Genomic DNA, 20,910 nt, shown 5'->3' with positions numbered 1-20,910 from the left:
TGTAAACATTATTTTTAGTTCAAAACATTTTTAAGTGTTCTTGAGTTTTATCTGAACTATTAGGGATGTAAACGAAAAAGACAAGGAAGCGGTCAAACGCAAAATAGCTGGTTTTATCTGAACTATTAGGGATGTAAACAAATCCGATATCTAATGTTTTGGCAGGCAAGGAACAAGTTTTATCTGAACTATTAGGGATGTAAACAAGGTGTTGGATTTCAAAAATGAAGAATTTGGACAAGGTTTTATCTGAACTATTAGGGATGTAAACCTAAAATACCTCATGATAAGTAGCATGTGTTTCTTTTGTTTTATCTGAACTATTAGGGATGTAAACGTTGTTGTGTTTAGCAATGCAGAACTGCCAAACGTTGGTTTTATCTGAACTATTAGGGATGTAAACGTTCGCAGCATATCGTATACGAATTGGAGATTTGTATGTTTTATCTGAACTATTAGGGATGTAAACGTGGGCCGTCTGGTCAGGTTTCACCGGTTTAGTGCCGGGTTTTATCTGAACTATTAGGGATGTAAACGGAACACACCGCCCTGGTAGTATATTTCTGTGTTACGTTTTATCTGAACTATTAGGGATGTAAACTATAGTCATGTAACTTTTTCGTACAACAAGTTCCTTTGTTTTATCTGAACTATTAGGGATGTAAACCCATGTCCTTTATCCATAGCCCTAAGCCTGTAAGCTTGTTTTATCTGAACTATTAGGGATGTAAACAATGCTCGCTGGTCTCCTTTCGTTTTCTGCATTATCTGTTTTATCTGAACTATTAGGGATGTAAACTTACTACTTTATGATTTTTAACTTTGCTAGTACCATGTTTTATCTGAACTATTAGGGATGTAAACAGCAGTGCTTGGCTTTTATAGGGTTTGAGAAAACCTTGTTTTATCTGAACTATTAGGGATGTAAACGTTGTTAAAGAGTATATAGTTCTTACTGAATTCGCCTAGTTTTATCTGAACTATTAGGGATGTAAACGTGAAACCTGACCAGACGGCCAGCTGGCCGTCCAACTCCGAGTTTTATCTGAACTATTAGGGATGTAAACAAATCCTTTGTCTTACCAACCTGTTTAACTCTTTGACGTTTTATCTGAACTATTAGGGATGTAAACGCAAAACTATTTCTCCGCTCGGACCACAGTCAATTTCGTTTTATCTGAACTATTAGGGATGTAAACGTTCGCTGGGGGCAAATTGCTAACTATATAGAGGTTGTTTTATCTGAACTATTAGGGATGTAAACGACAGTTCTGACTTATATCCTGCACGCCACAAGCAGGTTTTATCTGAACTATTAGGGATGTAAACACACAGAATTTTACACAGGCAGGTAATGAAGAATGAGTTTTATCTGAACTATTAGGGATGTAAACACAGTAAACTGCAATGCATTGCTTATGAAAGACCTTGTTTTATCTGAACTATTAGGGATGTAAACATATACTGCTCATACAACCCCTTGTTTTCTTCAAATGGTTTTATCTGAACTATTAGGGATGTAAACACATACAAACTTGCAATATACTGGTCTGCAGCGTCTGGTTTTATCTGAACTATTAGGGATGTAAACATTGCTGAAAAGTACACTAACTTGTGCCCCTGAGGAGTTTTATCTGAACTATTAGGGATGTAAACTTAGATTCGAATAAAGTTCAAATTTGGGTAGATAATGTTTTATCTGAACTATTAGGGATGTAAACATTTTTATTGGCAGGACGTTGAATGGGAATATACGCCAGTTTTATCTGAACTATTAGGGATGTAAACTATATTTAACCCACCTACACTTATAGTTGTCCATATACGTTTTATCTGAACTATTAGGGATGTAAACACCAATCACAGAAGGCGTTGAGTTGTTTTATATAGTTCAGTTTTATCTGAACTATTAGGGATGTAAACCTTGGTTTGTAGAAAAAAGCAAGTGGAAAATCCAAAACGTTTTATCTGAACTATTAGGGATGTAAACCAAGCAAAATTAGCTGCCCACTTGGACCGCAATCGTATGTTTTATCTGAACTATTAGGGATGTAAACCTCTTCAACTATAATGGTCGCTAACTCATCGGCTTTGGTTTTATCTGAACTATTAGGGATGTAAACGTGTGTGTCACTCGTTATTACGTATATCGCAATCTTGTTTTATCTGAACTATTAGGGATGTAAACAAAGATAGTTTCAACGCTTTCAAAACTGCTTCCTGAAGTTTTATCTGAACTATTAGGGATGTAAACTTTCAAGCAGGTATTGTTGCAATGACAAAAGACAATGGTTTTATCTGAACTATTAGGGATGTAAACACGTTCATGCTGTACAATCGCATACGGCAGGTCATAGTTTTATCTGAACTATTAGGGATGTAAACGGCTAACCTCTAAAACATTTTTTTCTGGTGGTTTATAGTTTTATCTGAACTATTAGGGATGTAAACTTCTTTTACTTTTTTGTATCAGTGATAGTAATTATTAGTTTTATCTGAACTATTAGGGATGTAAACCCAAATAAAACCTCGTCCTGCGTCGCCTCTACAAACGTTTTATCTGAACTATTAGGGATGTAAACCTTCTTTTTTGCTCTTCTAAAGGCTTTTATGCGCTTCTAGTTTTATCTGAACTATTAGGGATGTAAACCATAGATTCTTTTGTCAACACTTAATTTTTCACAAAGTTTTATCTGAACTATTAGGGATGTAAACGAATTTCGAGAAAAAGAGTTTTTAGCATTCATAGATTAGTTTTATCTGAACTATTAGGGATGTAAACACTGTATTTTTGTTGCAGGGGCAGAAAGGCAATATATAGTTTTATCTGAACTATTAGGGATGTAAACACGGCTCACATTGGTCCAAAAAGAAAACATATGGCTGGGTTTTATCTGAACTATTAGGGATGTAAACTACGGTATTAATTGCAGCTTTCCACTCCTAATCTGCTGTTTTATCTGAACTATTAGGGATGTAAACATCTTATCGCCGAAAGAATCGACTGCAAGGCTATATGTTTTATCTGAACTATTAGGGATGTAAACGAAATTTGATAATCCGGTACCTGACGATTGGGAACAGGTTTTATCTGAACTATTAGGGATGTAAACTTTTTCGTTAAAATACGAGGCATTTATGAACGTTTAAAGTTTTATCTGAACTATTAGGGATGTAAACACACTGTACGCATTATGACCGTATACATGAGCTCCAAGTTTTATCTGAACTATTAGGGATGTAAACTATATCGAACTCAGCAAAACCTGTTGCTATATATAGTTTTATCTGAACTATTAGGGATGTAAACTGAAGGGCTAATCAATTTTGCGACACAGCAGATTGTAGTTTTATCTGAACTATTAGGGATGTAAACTATCTTATTCTCAAAGATTTAGATACTTTGATTTGCGTTTTATCTGAACTATCAGGGATGTAAACCCAGTCGGAATTCGTATTCTGTCGAATGAAAAAGGTAAGTTTTATCTGAACTATTAGGGATGTAAACTTGATGCGAACAAGGAAAAACTGTATCGTTGCACCTTCGTTTTATCTGAACTATTAGGGATGTAAACTGTAATCGCATCTGCTGTAATGTTTTTAAAGTTGTATGGTTTTATCTGAACTATTAGGGATGTAAACGTGTTAAACCTCCATCTTCGGTTATCTCATATATTAGTTTTATCTGAACTATTAGGGATGTAAACATTTTCATTGACAACAGGGAGTCTGTGACAAAGTTAAGTTTTATCTGAACTATTAGGGATGTAAACAATTAATGTTTTCTCGTCTATCCCTATGAGTCCGCAAGTTTTATCTGAACTATTAGGGATGTAAACATGCCCAACCTGTGTCATGTAAATTGAAATAAACATCGTGTTTTATCTGAACTATTAGGGATGTAAACCTGTCTTACTTCAAATTTTTCCTCTTTTTCCAACCCTGTTTTATCTGAACTATTAGGGATGTAAACAAATCCCGTAACGTCTGGTAATGTTAATCATTATAAGGTTTTATCTGAACTATTAGGGATGTAAACGCAGTATACAGCAAACCCAGTTGGCGTGGGCGGGGCGGTTTTATCTGAACTATTAGGGATGTAAACATATCACTAAAAGATTTCAAAAAGACATTAAGCGATTGTTTTATCTGAACTATTAGGGATGTAAACGCTATGGGAAAGACTACATTCAGCTTAAACATAGCGAGTTTTATCTGAACTATTAGGGATGTAAACTTTGTCTTTGCAATTTTAGCTTATCTCATAGCAAGCTACGTTTTATCTGAACTATTAGGGATGTAAACTCGAGACTGTGACTTTCACTTGCAAGCGGTTCAAATTGTTTTATCTGAACTATTAGGGATGTAAACACACAGGCTTGTTTTATAAACGCTTTATTCTTGGCGTTTTATCTGAACTATTAGGGATGTAAACACGTGCCTGAGGATTGACAAAGGCTCATCAATTTCTTGTTTTATCTGAACTATTAGGGATGTAAACATAATAGAAAGTCCTGGGACTTATTTCACACTCTTTAGTTTTATCTGAACTATTAGGGATGTAAACTTGCTGCTTGAAGTTTGAAGTAATCTTTTTTGTGCTCTAGTTTTATCTGAACTATTAGGGATGTAAACATTTCAGCATATGGGTCATGTTCTGTATCGTCTCCTGTTTTATCTGAACTATTAGGGATGTAAACGGAGAAAAAAGTGTAATTCATTGTTTTACGATTCTTGTTTTATCTGAACTATTAGGGATGTAAACGAAAACGCTTATAAAAAAATTAGCTTTGCTCTATATCAGTTTTATCTGAACTATTAGGGATGTAAACCTTTTATGAGGTTGTTTAAGTCATCATAATAACGCTGAGTTTTATCTGAACTATTAGGGATGTAAACGGTTTTGAAAGCTGGGCAAGTTGGACAGGCAGCAGGCGTTTTATCTGAACTATTAGGGATGTAAACAAATAGTTGGTTTGAAGAAACAGTTGATGAATTAATAAGTTTTATCTGAACTATTAGGGATGTAAACAGCATTGACGCTTGGCTTATGTAGGGGTAGAGAAAACGTTTTATCTGAACTATTAGGGATGTAAACGTTAGCTGTAATTACTACCAAGGCTTCTGGTCTGATTGTTTTATCTGAACTATTAGGGATGTAAACATTGGTGGGCGCAGAAAGAGATTGCATAGGTATATAGTTTTATCTGAACTATTAGGGATGTAAACTTTCTAAACTTGACTGTTTTTCCTTCGTTCTTTGCTAGTTTTATCTGAACTATTAGGGATGTAAACTTTCATTGCCGCTTTTAGCATTTCGTCAAGCTTTAGTTTTATCTGAACTATTAGGGATGTAAACCAAGAACAGCAACAAAAAAAGCGGGGCACGACGCCCGTTTTATCTGAACTATTAGGGATGTAAACTTTTTCTGGGTTTTTCTTTCTGCTTTGTGCTATTTGGAGTTTTATCTGAACTATTAGGGATGTAAACCAGGTACATTTAATCATTTTGATACCTCCTTCTTTGTTTTATCTGAACTATTAGGGATGTAAACCAATGCCATGAAGCGTATTTATCATCGACAGTTTGTAGTTTTATCTGAACTATTAGGGATGTAAACAAACCTGTTTCATTTGTTGTCGGTAAAACCATTCAGTGTTTTATCTGAACTATTAGGGATGTAAACATTCGTGAACCAGACGGAACTTTGAACGAGAATGGGGGTTTTATCTGAACTATTAGGGATGTAAACCCAGAAAGCTTATATCGTTATGCAGGTTTAAAACCACGTTTTATCTGAACTATTAGGGATGTAAACGATTTAAACTGTGTTGAATGTTGCTATAATCCGCAGTTTTATCTGAACTATTAGGGATGTAAACTCAGATTATTGAAAAGTTGATTGATAAGCTTAAAAAGTTTTATCTGAACTATTAGGGATGTAAACTTCTTTTGCTTTTTCAGCGTTTTTTGCCGTTTTTTCAGTTTTATCTGAACTATTAGGGATGTAAACACTAATTGCTCATATTGCCTTGTTCGCTCTGGATTATAGTTTTATCTGAACTATTAGGGATGTAAACCAAAGATTATTGAACAGGCTGAAAGCACAATTGGAAGTTTTATCTGAACTATTAGGGATGTAAACAGTTATTACAAACCTTGGCAGTATATTTGGGTGTACCCAGTTTTATCTGAACTATTAGGGATGTAAACCAAACACCTTTTGATTTTAGGTCTCTTATTATCCTAAAAAGTTTTATCTGAACTATTAGGGATGTAAACAATTCCTGCATCTCTTTAACCCAGTACTGACTATTCCGTTTTATCTGAACTATTAGGGATGTAAACTTTTTATTTTCCTGCTCTTTTCACTTACTATTATACGTTTTATCTGAACTATTAGGGATGTAAACATGCCCGGGCTGCCGTCGCTTTGCCCCTGAGCGTTCGTTTTATCTGAACTATTAGGGATGTAAACATAGCTGGGAAGTCAAATTCCCGATAGGGAGACCTCGTTTTATCTGAACTATTAGGGATGTAAACTCGTTATTGAAATACTGCTATGGCCTAACCTTTCACTGTTTTATCTGAACTATTAGGGATGTAAACGGGAATTGACTTCCTTGGGTATCGTATTTGGCCAACAGTTTTATCTGAACTATTAGGGATGTAAACCTGGTATGTAAAAAAGAGGCTACACATCAAACCAGCCGTTTTATCTGAACTATTAGGGATGTAAACGACACGGATTTAAGCTGGTTATCGGTGGTTCTTTCAAGAAAGTTTTATCTGAACTATTAGGGATGTAAACGACAGTGAATTAGAGAGGTTACAGCGTTACGACCAGGTTTTATCTGAACTATTAGGGATGTAAACAAATTTATGCTAATTGCGAGTAAACTGCACTATTCAGGTTTTATCTGAACTATTAGGGATGTAAACGTAAGCTTTCAAGTTTACACTGACGCAGCGGATACTTGGTTTTATCTGAACTATTAGGGATGTAAACCTGATTATTGCAATTACTACTGCTGGCTATGATAGAAGTTTTATCTGAACTATTAGGGATGTAAACAATAGGGCTGGTCTTTATTTTTGTCTATCTTGTAGTTTTATCTGAACTATTAGGGATGTAAACACATATTTCGGTAGCCCTCAGGTACCCCCTGAGCTATGTTTTATCTGAACTATTAGGGATGTAAACATGGTACAAAAACTGGCTGACGTTTTAAGTATGCTTGGTTTTATCTGAACTATTAGGGATGTAAACGTGTCAACTGGTGCTTGTCTTTGTGATTTCCCCTGGTTTTATCTGAACTATTAGGGATGTAAACCTGCAGGAATTTAAACAAAAATTCAACGTTTAAGGGGGGTTTTATCTGAACTATTAGGGATGTAAACAGGTGGTGAGATGATGTGGCGAAGTTTGATTGGGAAAGTTTTATCTGAACTATTAGGGATGTAAACGCATTGTTCTAAATCACTTGCACTCTAAAACTCTGGGTTTTATCTGAACTATTAGGGATGTAAACTCGCTTATCTCTCCATTGAAAAGTTTTGAGCTTACTTTGTTTTATCTGAACTATTAGGGATGTAAACGTGCCCCGCTGGTGTTATTTGATGCGAACAAGTATGAGTTTTATCTGAACTATTAGGGATGTAAACAACGGTTTGGGTAACGGTTTGGGGAACGGTTTGCCTAAGTTTTATCTGAACTATTAGGGATGTAAACATTTATATTCCATTTTTGCTTGCTGTAACAACTGGTAGTTTTATCTGAACTATTAGGGATGTAAACGTGGTAAGGGCTATCTGGGTTTGTCGTTACAAAAACCGTTTTATCTGAACTATTAGGGATGTAAACAACGATGATAGAGAAGGAGTTTGGGAACATGCTGCAAGTTTTATCTGAACTATTAGGGATGTAAACACTCCACACCTACCCTTTGTAGCCTTCCCTTTGGGGTTTTATCTGAACTATTAGGGATGTAAACTATCTTTCTCGTTGTCCCTTTGCAACTGTTTTTCAAGTTTTATCTGAACTATTAGGGATGTAAACAGGCCATTACGGTATCATCGTGATAACCCTCAGAAGCGTTTTATCTGAACTATTAGGGATGTAAACGTCTAATTTTTGTATCAGCTGGTAGTGTTGTTTGTATCAGTTTTATCTGAACTATTAGGGATGTAAACTTGAATGTGTTGAAGCGTGCTTGTTACAGTAAAATGAAAGTTTTATCTGAACTATTAGGGATGTAAACGCTGCGAACAAGACAGCGTATCAGGGTGCAACTGGAGTTTTATCTGAACTATTAGGGATGTAAACGCTGCATCTTTGATTTCTTCTATCTCGCTCATTCATGTTTTATCTGAACTATTAGGGATGTAAACAAAGGTAGGCTACAACAGGCACGGGCTACAGCTTGTAGTTTTATCTGAACTATTAGGGATGTAAACGATGAGTTTTTCCTGTTCCAAAAGTGCCGACGAACATGTTTTATCTGAACTATTAGGGATGTAAACTTCATGGCAGCAACCACACTGCCAACCCTAAATGGGGTTTTATCTGAACTATTAGGGATGTAAACAGGATGTTAACAGAGCAAACGCAGAAGCTGCAGAGTAGTTTTATCTGAACTATTAGGGATGTAAACAGCAGTGCTTGGCTTTTATCGAAGTCAGCGAAAACCGTTTTATCTGAACTATTAGGGATGTAAACGCGCTGAGCTGGGGTGCTTTGTTTTTTTGAGGTGTAAGTTTTATCTGAACTATTAGGGATGTAAACAACAGCGCAACACCGTTGCCCCAATTCGTTATTCATCGTTTTATCTGAACTATTAGGGATGTAAACATTCCAGCCCAGCCCTTTTGTAAATGCCATCTGTGAACGGTTTTATCTGAACTATTAGGGATGTAAACGTGATATGGACTATCAGGATTCGTTGCAGCGAACACTGTTTTATCTGAACTATTAGGGATGTAAATACTTAACAAAGATTGTTATTTTTGTACCTTCTTGTCTTGTTTTATCTGAACTATTAGGGATGTAAACGTTTGAGCTTGCGGTAGGAAAATTGGTAGCTCTAAGAGGTTTTATCTGAACTATTAGGGATGTAAACACACCAAACTGTTTTGACATGAAGATGATACCTTGGGTTTTATCTGAACTATTAGGGATGTAAACGCTTAGAAGAGGAAGCACGCTTCTTTTGTCAAAAGGTTTTATCTGAACTATTAGGGATGTAAACACGTGCGCAAAAGAGTGGACTTTGCAATGGCTGGCGAGTTTTATCTGAACTATTAGGGATGTAAACATAGACGTATTCAATGTAAGATTTTCTCATTCTTTTCTTGTTTTATCTGAACTATTAGGGATGTAAACATTGATACTATCGGTGCACATGCAAAAGGATATAATGTTTTATCTGAACTATTAGGGATGTAAACACGCAAAATACAGCAAGTTCTTCTTTGCTAACTTGTGTTTTATCTGAACTATTAGGGATGTAAACTAAGTTGTTCAGCGTTAATAAGTTGTGGTTTGCTTTCAGTTTTATCTGAACTATTAGGGATGTAAACAATTATAAAAGAACTCAATGAAGAATTAGAAAATAAAGTTTTATCTGAACTATTAGGGATGTAAAACGCACAATGCCAGCTGTGAGGTCGCCAGCAAGGTCAAGTTTTATCTGAACCATTAGGGGGATATAAATCTGGCAGCAACAGATGTTGTTACTGTTAATGGTAAAGGTTTTATCTGAGCTATTAGTGATGTAAACAACTTTCTTCAGTGCATATTTCATTCTTGCTGTCCAGTTTTATCTGAACTATTTAGGGATGTAAGCACAAAGTTCTTCTGGGCAAAGCCTTACATAAGTATTCGTTTTATCTGAACTATTAGGAATATAAGCTTTGTTAAGGCAGTTCCTTTAATCTCTTTATAAACATCATTTTATCTTATCTATCAATAATGTGAATAATCCTTTTACAGTTCCAGCATTGGGTAAAAAATTTATTTTGAGAAGAAGGATTTTTACAGTTAATGTCGAAATATAATAATCAGTGCAGATTGATGTAAGAATTACTTAAAAAAGGAGAGATTGTTTGAGATGAGAGCAAAATTTATTTTTGAAGTTCACAATATCCAGCAGGAGACCAAGGAACTTCCTGTTTATTACAGAACACTTTTTATGGGTTTTTTAAAGAAAGCATTATCTTTGTACAATGAAGATTATTTCAATAAGCTTTACTGTTGGGAGGATAAGAAGAATAAATGGCAGAAGCCTTTTGTTTTTGCAGTAAATTTACCAAATATGAATTTTTTAAACGATAAAGTGCTGTTCAAAGGCGATATAGTTTTGAATATTTCGACTTCAGATTATGAGTTTTTTGTAAATATCTACAATAGTCTTGTTAACCACAAATTGTATCCTCATAAACTTTCTGATAGTTGTCTTGAAATAACTCTCAAAAAAATGTATCTTGTCAGAGAACCTGAGCAGTTTTCTTCAACCATGACTTTTGAGACATTTTCCCCAGTACTGATTGAAAAAAAAGAGGGGGATGACAAAGTTCCCGTTTTGCCTTATGATAAAGGGTTTGAAGAGATTCTAAATGATGTAATTGATTTCCAAATAAGAAATATAAGAATTTTACGCGGACAAAATATGGGGCTTCATAAGAAAATTAGTTTTAAACCAATAAATATTAAAAAAACTGTAGTAAAGCACAAGATTTCAGAGTTTAAGAAGAATACTGGCAAAGAGATTATGTATCTTACAGGTTTTTCTGGTATATTTGAACTATCAGGACATCCAGATGATTTAAAAGAGATTTATCTAAACGGTCTTGGCTTTAGGCGTGGACAAGGATTTGGTTTTATTGAGGTGGCAAAGTAAGTTACAGGAATGTAAGTGAGAAATAAAACCTTTAAAATGCTTTGTAAACGAGGTGACAATATATTGATAAAAATTTACTTAAATGACTGGTTTTATAACATAGGGATTATTGGGTTAATAAGAGTTTTTAAGTTTTTAAATCTTCCAATAAACATTAAAGATAACTATGTTGAGTTTGACGAAAAGTATCTTGACGATCTACCTCAAGGTTATTTTGATTATTTTAAAAATGATTATCAAACACGACCGGACTATAAGTGGACTTCAGAAGAAGACTTTTTGAAAGATTTTAAAAGAGATTTAAGCAACAACTTTATTGGGCAGGCTTCCTTTGCTAATGTTTCTGCCCGCTGTATAACGCTTCAGGACCATGTAGAATACTTTAAAAACGTTCACATTGAGCCTCTTAAAGTTCTTTTGTTTGCTTGGCAAAATGGCTTTAACCTTAAAAACAAAAATGACATTGATTTAATTTTCAGTGCTTACCAGCAGCACAAAAACTATAAGTTAAATTCTAAAACTATAAAAACTTTCAAAGATGCTAAGAATTTTGACTTTTGTATTTTTTGTGGGATGCCTGCAATCGGTGAGCAATTTGATGAAACAAGTTTTTTGCCGTTAGCTTTGAGCCATGATGTGGCATTTAACTTTTCTTGGAATGGGCAGAAGAGTATGCCTATTTGTAAACTTTGTTCTCTTCTCTTTTTATTTGCTCCAGCTGGTGTGTCTGAGATAAGTTACCAATGGTACTTGCCGAGTGGAGACAAAAGAGAGGAGAAGTTAAAGGTATTTATCAATTTGGATACAACAGTTGGTGAATTGTTATCAATTAATGATTCACTGAAAAATAAAAGGTTATCACGAGATAATCTTTTTAGAAGTCTTGTTGTAGATATTTCACGATACTTGAAAAACAAAGCAGTGTGGACATTGCAAAGCATATTAGTGGTGGAGTTCAATGCAGTATATAGAGAGAAAAATGCTATTACCAAAAAAAGCAAAGTTTATTACTTTGGGTTTCCAAGATATTTAGCAGAGTTTTTCACAAAATCTCCTTTTAGCAGTGATTTGAGAAAATTCGATGATTTCAATTTCAGGGATTGTATTGTTGACAGAATTTTAAAAAATCAAAACTTAGATGAGCTCATTTATGAAAAATTGTTTCGAATTGTCAGAGGAAAAGATGATATTCAGCTGATGAAAGACGTTTTTTTGGCTGTTAAGATTAAGTGCATTCTTGAGGATTATAAAGGCTTAAATGAAAAATCCTTTCCAAAAAAAGGAGATGAAATGATGATTTATGGAAAGTTAAAAGAGGTATATAACTGTGGTGTCGAGATAGCAAGTTATTATGAGGGAAAAGAACAGGCAAATAAGTTACCTTCTGTGGCTTATAAGTTACTTAATGCATCAAAAACAGGTGATTATAAATTAGTAATGGACACTATAATAAGAGTTTTTATGAACGCCGAAAAACCTATACCGCCTGTTTTTCTTGAGATATTCAATCCATTTAATGTCGACCCAGATTCTATAGTTCAGGCGTTTGTAGCAGGCTTGATCTCTAAAGAGGGCAAAATCCAAGAAAAGATAAATGAGGAGGAAGTGAGCGATGAATAACACAAAAGGTTTTACGTCAACGATAGTCTTTAAAGCAAGCAGTTTAAATTATGGAGAAGGTTTTGCAAATTTTTCAGAGCTCAAAAAATTTACAAGAGGAGATGGTACTGTATATACTTTTGCTTCAAGGCAGTGCTTGAGATATGATATAGTCAGATTAGGTCATGAATGGTATGGATGGAACTTACAAACTGTTGACAAAACCCAAGGGACAGTGCAGTTTAGAAGTGATGTTTCTATAAAGGATTCGGTTGAGATGGATTTGTTTGGGTACATGAAAACTAAGAAATCTACCAAAAAGAAGAAGGGTGAGGAAAATAATGAAAGTGCTGAAAATCAAACACAGAGAAGCATTTCAAGACCAGCAGTTGTAAGACTTTCACATGCAATTTCGCTTGAGCCCTATAAAAGCGATTTAGAGTTTTTGACCAATAAAGGTCTTGCTGATAGAATAGGAGAAAACGCAAATATTGCTAATATTGAGCATCACACCTCTTTTTATACTTACACAATTACTATTGATTTATCAAGGGTAGGGGTTGATGAAAACGAAAAACCACCGCAGGTAATTGACAATAAAGAACGCTACCAAAGGGTGGTCCAGCTTTTGGATATAGTAAAACTACTCAACAGAAATATACGCGGCAGATTAGAGAATTTATCTCCCCTGTTTATCATTGGAGGAGTTTATGACATTGTTCATCCGTTTTTCCTTAGCAGAATCAAACTAAACGCTCAAAAGGGGAAATACTACCTTGACAAAAGACCAATTGAAGAGATGCTCAATTTGAAACTGCCACAGGGCAAGGTTGTTAGAGAGAACACTTTGATAGGAGCGGTTGCAGGAACATTTGAAAATATAGATGAGTTTGATACATTGGTTCCAAATGGTATTTTGTCTATTGAAGAGTATTTTGATATTATAAAAAAGAAAATAAAAGAGTTTTATGAGGTGGACTAAAAAAATGAAGACATTAAGCAATGTCTTAAAGATAAAAATATTTCAAGAAACAGCATGCTATAAAAAGCCTTTTGCTTTAAAGGTGGCAGAAACTTATCCTCTGCCACCTTATTCAACAGTAAAAGGATTGTTTCACAAATTGATAGATGCAAAAGAATTTTTTCCCTTTCATATTTCTGTTCAGGGTACCTATGAATGTATAGTGAATAACTATCAAACAATGCTATTTTACAAAGATGATCTGAATGCTACTACAATGCCCCTAAACGTTAATTTGCTTTACAATGTTAATTTAATTATTCATGTATTTTATCCTGATGAAAAAGTTTTAACAAATCTTTATAATCGTTTAACTGCCCCAAATGAATATCTCAGTCTTGGCAGGAGAGAGGATTTGGCAATAGTGACCGATTTAAAGTTTGTTGAGCTAAAACTTGTTGATTTTGAAGACTTAGATGAACCGTATATTCTAAAGAACAACATCTATATGCCATCAAGTTATTTGGAAGATCTTGAGGTAAGTGGTATCAACTACATTGTCAATTACAGCTATGAATTGGAGAATGGAAAAAGAAAATGGAATAAAGCTTTAGTAAAATATGTAGAAAAGGGGAGGATTTTTGAATCAGGTAAATTTTACTTAGATGAAGAAGGCGATATTGCTGTATTTTATCCACTTATGAGGTGATAAAAAGGTGAGAATATACGCAAAATCAAGACCTGAAGAAACCTTAAAAGAACATACCGAGAGGTTGCTACATAATTTAGAAATACTAAGGCAAGTCTATGGGGAGCAAATCGAAAATATTGTTCCAAATAAAGCAAAAAATGTATTTTGGGAGATGTTGAAAGATGTGTGTATCTATCACGATTGTGGGAAAGCATATACACCTTTTCAAAATGTCATAAGAAAAAGCGTTGGAAAGGAAGTTTTAAAGACGAGTTTCAAAAATGACATACCTCATTCTTACCTTTCACCGGCTTTTGTTTCAAAAGAAGTTTTAGAAAAGTATAGAGATTATAAAAAAGCTTTTATACAAGCGATAGCTTTTCATCATGAAAGAAATGTAGTGCTTGACGCAACACTTTATGAGTATATTCTTCAGGCTATCAAGGAAGATTTGGATGAAAAAAGAGAACTTGTAGAAAAGGAATTAAGCATTAAAGTCGAAAATCTCAATAAAAGGTACTATTCATATATTGCTCCGTCGAATATGTTGTCATGGTGGAAAGATAAAGATAAAGAAGAATTATTGATTTATGTAATTTTAAAAGGGTTGCTGGTCAGGCTTGACCATTGTGCCTCTGCACATATAGAGATTGAAGACATGAAAAGACAAAACTTAAAGGAAATCACAACCAGATATCTTCTTAAATCTTTCAATAATCTGAGAGAGCTTCAAAAGTATGTTTTGGATAAGGGTGATAAAAATTTAATAATTGTTGCTTCGACAGGGAGTGGAAAAACTGAGGCAGCGTTGATATGGGCAGGGGATAAAAAAGTGTTCTTTACTCTCCCAATGAGAGCTGCTTTGAATGCAATGTTTAAAAGACTTAAAGATAACATAGAGATATCAAACATTGGACTTTTACATTCAACCAGTTTTCACTATATAGTGAGCGAAGAAGATGATGAAAATCTTGCTTTTTCAATATATCAAGGATCGCGGTATTTTTCAAAACAGCTTCTTTTAACAACCATTGATCAGATTTTTGGTTTTCCATTTAAATATAAGGGATATGAAAAGATATTGGCAACTCTTGCATATTCCAAGGTTATAGTAGATGAAATCCAAGGTTATTCCCCATCAATTGGAGCTGTTATTCTCAAAGGGCTTGAGATGTTGAACTGTTTCGGGACAAAATTTTTGATTATGACTGCAACTTTACCGCAGATTTACGAGGATTATCTTCTTCAAAAAGGAATAAGTTTTGAAAAAGCGGTCTTTTTTTCACCTGTAGTAAGACACAGAATAAAGATTGTAGAAAAGGATATAAGTAGTGATGTGGAAAACATTATTAGTCATGCCCAGAAAGGTAAGGTTTTGATAATTACAAACACTATCAGCAAAGCACTTGAGCTTTTTGAGAGTCTAAGAGAAAGAACAGAAATGAAAGTTGGGGTTATCCACTCCCAGTTTATCCAAAAACACAGACAGATAAAAGAAAGGATGATAAAAAGGTTTGAAGAAAGATATGATAAAGGAATCTGGATATCTACACAAATTGTAGAAGCTTCACTTGACATTGACTTTGATTTTCTTTTTACGGAACTTTCTACATTGGATAGTCTTTTTCAGAGAATGGGAAGGTGTTTCAGAAAAAGAGAATATAGGAGTGAGGAACCAAATGTGTTTGTTTATACTGAAAATGTTTCGGGGATTGGAAGGGTTTATGATAGAGAGATACATCTTTCCAGTTTTGAAATGATTAAAGAGTTTGATGGCAATGTTATACTCGAACAACAAAAAATGGACCTTGTAAAGAGGTTGTATTCAATAGATAATATTAGGGATACGAAGTACTATAAAGAATTTAAGGAAACGTTGGCTTTATTAGACAGCATTATAGATGGAGAATTCAATAAGTATGAAGTTCATTCTAATTTGAGAGATATTTTTAATGTAAAGGCAATTCCTATAAGGTACTACAGAAAAAAAGAGAAACTTTTTGAAATGTACACAAACGAAAAAAATCTAATTGCAAAAGCAAAGATATATGATAAGATTTCAAAATACATTGTGGAAGTTCCGTATTATAAAGTAAAAAACTACATTTCTTCATGCAGTTATATGAAAGATATCTATATTTTAAATCTGGACTATGACTGCAACACAGGCATCAAGTATGACAGGGTAATTTCATCTGAGCTGATGTAAAAAAGGTTAATATGATATTTTGATAAAAAGAGAGTGATCTTTCAAAATGTCAGAAGAACTTCAAGAACTGCAAGACCTCAAATTCCAGGGTATTAAAATCAACTACCTTTATGTTTGCAAAAGAAAGCTCTGGCTTTTTAGCAAAAACATCACATTTGAAAATCAGTCTGACAAGGTCCTGATTGGCAAGGTTTTGCATGAGTATTCTTATCCTAAGGAAGATGCAAAAGAAGTTTTAATAGACAATCTTATAATGATTGACATTGTCTCAGATGGGGCAGTGAGAGAGGTAAAGTACAGCAGCAAAATGAAAGAGGCAGATATAATGCAGGTTATGTATTATCTCTACTATCTAAAACAAAAAGGGATAGAAAAGCAGGGTATAATTAACTATCCGAAAGAACGCAGGAAAGAAATCTTACAGCTTACACCTGAATATGAGCAAAAAGTAAAACAGGCACTGAGCGAGATAGAAAAAATAACCTCTCAGATAGCTCCACCGCCGGCTACAAAACAAAAGATATGCAAGTCCTGTGCATACTTTGAATTTTGCTGGGGGTAAGTCTAATGCAAAAAACACTTTACATAACCTCGAACGGAAGACTTCGCAGAAAAGACAACACACTTTACTTTGAGACAGAAAATGAAAAGAGGTCAATTGATATTGAAAATGTTGAACAGATACACATCTTTGGAGAGGTTGACTTGAATACCAAGGCTTTGAATTATATCTCTCAATACGGCATAATTCTTCACTTTTACAACTATTATGGCTTTTATGCAGGAAGCTTTATGCCACGCAAAAAAAACGTTTCTGGAGATGTTGTTGTTCGGCAGGCTCTCCATTATCTTGATAGAGAAAAGAGAATTTTCTTGGCATATTGCTTTGTTGAATCAGCAGTTTATCATATGATGAGAAATTTGAGAGAAAGAAAAGAAGCAGAGGCTTTTTTGAACGCAATTGACGATGAATGGGAGAATGGCAAGTTTAACATTTCAAGCATATCAGAACTTATGGGACTTGAGGGAAGGGTGAGGAACATTTACTATTCCTCCTTCAATCAATTTTTGCCAGAAGATTTCTATATGGAAAAGCGTGAGAAAAGACCACCAACAAATCCGATAAATGCTTTGATTTCGTTTGGGAACAGCCTAATTTACAGCACAGTTTTAACAGAGATTTACCACACACAGCTTGACCCGAGCATAAGTTTTTTGCATGAACCAAGTGAAAAAAGATTTTCACTAAGCCTTGACATCTCTGAGATCTTCAAGCCGTTGGTTGTTGACACTGTAATATTCAAACTTCTCAACAACCATCAACTTAGCCTTGAACATTTTGATGAGGATTTGAATTATTGTTATCTGAACCAAGAGGGAAGAAAGATATTCATAAAAGAGCTCCAAAGCAAGCTTGAGACTACAGTTCGTCACAGACAGCTAAATAGAAATGTTTCCTATAAGGGGTTTATAAGACTCGAGTGTTACAAGCTGATAAAACATTTTATAGGTGATCAGGTTTACTCTCCACTCAAAGCATGGTGGTAGAATTAGTTTGAACGTAACGGATGACAATATATTTTTTATTGATTAGGGAGTTAGTCTTTCATAAGAATTTATGCTAAAAGGAGTGAGAGAGCATCTTTGTTATAGTCACATACGACATAAATGAAAAGAGGGTCAACAAGGTAAGAAAGATTTTAAAAAAATACTTCACATGGGTTCAAAATTCAGTGTTTGAAGGAGAAATCACACTTGGCAAGCTTGAAAAGTGCAAACGGGAGCTTTTATCGGTCATAGAAAAGGATGAAGATTCGGTATATTTTTATGAGATGGAATATAAACTTGTGTGCAATAAAAAAGTTTTGGGTCAAGAAAAGAACTATGATTCTATTATAATTTGAATATTTTTAAAGGATACCAATGATGAACATACATTTCCAAACAAAACCACTTTGCAGCGAGGTCTATAATTATTTTTAAGGCTTTTGCATTCTTTTCCTTCAAGGATTTCAAGACACTTTACCAACTACTAACAAATCCCCACCACCCCCCTCGCTGCAATTCTTAGTGTAAAATATTTATAGGACTTGAGATGGAAAAAATGCTCCCTCCTCTTGGGAAAAATGAGAGAATGATATAAAATAATGAGTAAAAAGAAAGAAGAAGAGAACTGAAAAGAAAAACAAACCAAAGGAGGGAGCAAAATGTTTGATAATATTATAGCAAAAATAGAGGAACTTTTAAATAGATTTGGAGAAGGGATAGTAGAGATATTAAGAGGAGAGAAGGATATAGCGATGTATTCAATGGAATTGAAGGAGAAGATGGATGAGATAGGGAAGGAGATGATAAAAGAGGCATGCGGACTTGTAGATGAGATTGTAAGGAATGAAAAGAAGAGGAAGGCAAGGTATGAGGTGGAAGGGTTTGAATGGATAGTGGGTGCAGAATTTGTATTAGACAGGTTTCATCTAATGAGAGAGGTAATCAAAATAAGCGGTGGAGATAAGAATATATTTGCTGGGATAGTATAAGCGTTGAGGGATAAGGATAGAGAGAAGTTTGAGGGATTGGTAGCTAAAGCGATGGAAAAGGCTGGAGAGGACAAAAGAGCGTTGAAGAGGATAAGTGAAAGTAGGAGATATATAGCCAATCATTGGGATAATATAGTATTAGAGTTAGATAATAGGATTATAAAAGGATGCAGTGCAGAAGGGCATGTAAGCCATGTATTAGCAGATAGGATGAGTTCAAGACCAAGAGGATGGAGCGAACAAGGAGCAGAAGTGATGGTAAAGTTATTGAGCTTGAAGTATAATGGTGTAAACTTGAAAGAAGTATATTTAAAAGAGATTTGTAGCAAGGAAGAGAAAGAAGAAAAAATATTGAAAGAAATTGTGAGAAAAGATGTTAAGAAGATAAAGAAACAGATTGAAGAGACGAGGAATAATGTGCCAATTTTAGCAAGAGGAAAAGTTGATTTGACGTTTAGAGTACTGAAAGGGCTAGGTACTGGAGATTTCTTAAATGCAGTCGTGTTTTAATAAAAAATTTCCCTACAAACTCTTGACACTATCTAACTAATAACACAAGGTTGAAAATTGTAAACGAGATTAGTATTATAATATTTAGATGAATTGCTTAATCAAACTGATAGAGTGATTATAGATTAAAAGCAGAATTAAATGCATCAAGATAGTCGGAATTATTCTTAAATAGCACCACGAAGGTGCTATAAATATTTAGAGTTGGGGGTAAGATAAATTTGACAAAGGTATAACCAAAGATTTTGAGAACAAGGCCCACGAAGGGTGAGATTTTCACCTGTTGTGGGCTTTTATTTTGTTTACAAATATACAAAGAGGAGGTAAGAAGTTGATGAGAAGCAAGAGTTTTTGTTCTGATTACTTTAAAGCAAGTAAAAAGGCAATAAGTATTTTGCTAATTTTGAGTCTTTTCTTACTAATTGTATTGAACGCACTTTCAGGTCAAGCAAAACAAGAAAGGTCTTCATCAAAGTTAATTGTGACTGACCTTCTTGGCAGAAAAGTAGAGATTGAAAACAAGAAAAACAAAAGAATTGTTGCGATAGGACCTGGGGCACTCAGGCTTGTTTTGTATGTCAATGGAACAAAAAATATAGTTGGAGTTGAAAATGCAGAAAAGGCATGGGAAGAAGGTTCAAGAACATATATCATGGCATATCCTGAGCTCAAAAGACTTCCAACAATTGGCCAAGGCGGGGCAGACTCATCCCCTGACCCAGAAAAACTTATTTCTGTAAAACCAGATGTTATTTTTGCAGCAAGTTTTTTAGACAGGGCAAAGGCAGATGCTCTTCAAGCAAAAACAAAAATTCCTGTTGTTGTGCTTGATTATGGTACAAAGCTTCTTTTTGATGAGAATGTATACAAATCGCTCAGAATCATTGGAAAGATTGTAGGAAAGCAGCAGCGTGCAGAAGACCTCATAAACTATATGCAAAGGTGCAAGGCATTTTTCAATGAAAGAACCAGAAATATCCCGGCTTCTAAAAAGCCAAAGGTATATGTGGGGGCTATCAGTTTCAAAGGCGGGCATGGATTTGAGAGTACAATGGGCAAATACTTTCCATTTTTGGCCATAAATGTGATAAATGTTGCAGACCAGGCAAACAAAGAAGGCTGGTTCATGGTTGAGAAAGAAAAGATTCTAGAGTGGAACCCTGATATTATATTTATTGACGAGGCAAATTTGGATCTTGTAAAGCAGGATTACAAGAAAAACCCTGAGTTTTATAAATCACTTTCAGCTTTCAAATATGGCAAAGTTTACGGTCAGCTTCCTTACAACTTCTATTGGACCAACATTGACACTGTTTTGGCAAACACATTCTGGATTGCAAAAGTTGTGTATCCAGACAGATTCAAAGATGTTGACCCAATCAAGCGAGCAGATGAGATTTACAAATTCTTCTTAGGAAAGCCGCTTTATTCCAAGATGGCAAAGAAATTTGGTGGGTTTGTGAAAATAAAGCTTGACTAAAAATTAAGAGCAAAGAGGTTTTAT

9 protein-coding genes, 1 pseudogene and 1 CRISPR repeat array (1 of these 11 running past the window's edge) are annotated in these 20,910 nt (G+C 34.6%); all 10 genes and pseudogenes read left to right on the top strand.

Annotated elements, in window-relative coordinates; all coding sequences use genetic code 11:
* Positions 1–9,646: direct repeats of the CRISPR family, unit length 29 nt; unit sequence GTTTTATCTGAACTATTAGGGATGTAAAC (it extends 2,592 nt beyond the left edge of the window).
* A 464-nt stretch (positions 9,647–10,110) separates the two neighbouring features.
* The 10 genes and pseudogenes from cas6 to OTJ99_RS11770 all read left to right on the top strand — a co-directional run bounded on the left by cas6 (position 10,111) and on the right by OTJ99_RS11770 (position 20,886).
* Positions 10,111–10,899, top strand: coding sequence for a CRISPR-associated endoribonuclease Cas6 (gene cas6, locus OTJ99_RS11815; protein WP_045166094.1), 789 nt, complete (start codon positions 10,111–10,113; stop codon positions 10,897–10,899).
* A 63-nt stretch (positions 10,900–10,962) separates the two neighbouring features.
* Positions 10,963–12,519 carry a type I-B CRISPR-associated protein Cas8b1/Cst1 gene (gene cas8a1, locus OTJ99_RS11810; protein ID WP_045166095.1) on the top strand — a complete coding sequence of 519 codons (1,557 nt, stop codon included), beginning with the start codon at positions 10,963–10,965 and terminating at the stop codon, positions 12,517–12,519.
* Complete coding sequence (cas7i, locus tag OTJ99_RS11805; RefSeq protein ID WP_045166096.1) at positions 12,512–13,480, top strand: type I-B CRISPR-associated protein Cas7/Cst2/DevR; 969 nt, start codon at positions 12,512–12,514, stop codon at positions 13,478–13,480. Before cas8a1 ends, cas7i begins: the two co-directional genes overlap by 8 nt.
* A 4-nt stretch (positions 13,481–13,484) precedes the next feature.
* Complete coding sequence (gene cas5b / locus OTJ99_RS11800) at positions 13,485–14,168, top strand: type I-B CRISPR-associated protein Cas5b (RefSeq protein WP_045166097.1); 684 nt, start codon at positions 13,485–13,487, stop codon at positions 14,166–14,168.
* A 7-nt stretch (positions 14,169–14,175) separates the two neighbouring features.
* Positions 14,176–16,359 (top strand): CRISPR-associated helicase/endonuclease Cas3, encoded by a 2,184-nt coding sequence (locus OTJ99_RS11795; protein ID WP_045166098.1) that lies wholly within the window; start codon positions 14,176–14,178, stop codon positions 16,357–16,359.
* 46 nt (positions 16,360–16,405) lie between these two features.
* On the top strand, positions 16,406–16,921 hold the full coding sequence (gene cas4 / locus OTJ99_RS11790) for a CRISPR-associated protein Cas4 (protein ID WP_045166099.1): 516 nt from the start codon (positions 16,406–16,408) through the stop codon (positions 16,919–16,921).
* 5 nt (positions 16,922–16,926) lie between these two features.
* The gene (gene cas1b, locus OTJ99_RS11785) at positions 16,927–17,907 is read left to right on the top strand and encodes a type I-B CRISPR-associated endonuclease Cas1b (protein ID WP_045166100.1); all 981 of its coding nucleotides are present in this window, start codon (positions 16,927–16,929) and stop codon (positions 17,905–17,907) included.
* 92 nt (positions 17,908–17,999) lie between these two features.
* On the top strand, positions 18,000–18,263 hold the full coding sequence (gene cas2 / locus OTJ99_RS11780) for a CRISPR-associated endonuclease Cas2 (protein ID WP_013433567.1): 264 nt from the start codon (positions 18,000–18,002) through the stop codon (positions 18,261–18,263).
* Between the two features lie 519 nt (positions 18,264–18,782).
* Positions 18,783–19,406: pseudogene (locus OTJ99_RS11775) on the top strand (UPF0236 family transposase-like protein); the annotation flags it as partial.
* A gap of 334 nt (positions 19,407–19,740) precedes the next feature.
* The gene (locus tag OTJ99_RS11770; protein WP_045166101.1) at positions 19,741–20,886 is read left to right on the top strand and encodes an iron ABC transporter substrate-binding protein; all 1,146 of its coding nucleotides are present in this window, start codon (positions 19,741–19,743) and stop codon (positions 20,884–20,886) included.
* Positions 20,887–20,910: the final 24 nt, after the last annotated feature.

Source organism: Caldicellulosiruptor naganoensis, assembly GCF_026914285.1.
GTDB classification, from domain to species: domain Bacteria; phylum Bacillota; class Thermoanaerobacteria; order Caldicellulosiruptorales; family Caldicellulosiruptoraceae; genus Caldicellulosiruptor; species Caldicellulosiruptor naganoensis.
This window is presented reverse-complemented; position numbering and strand designations above follow the sequence as displayed.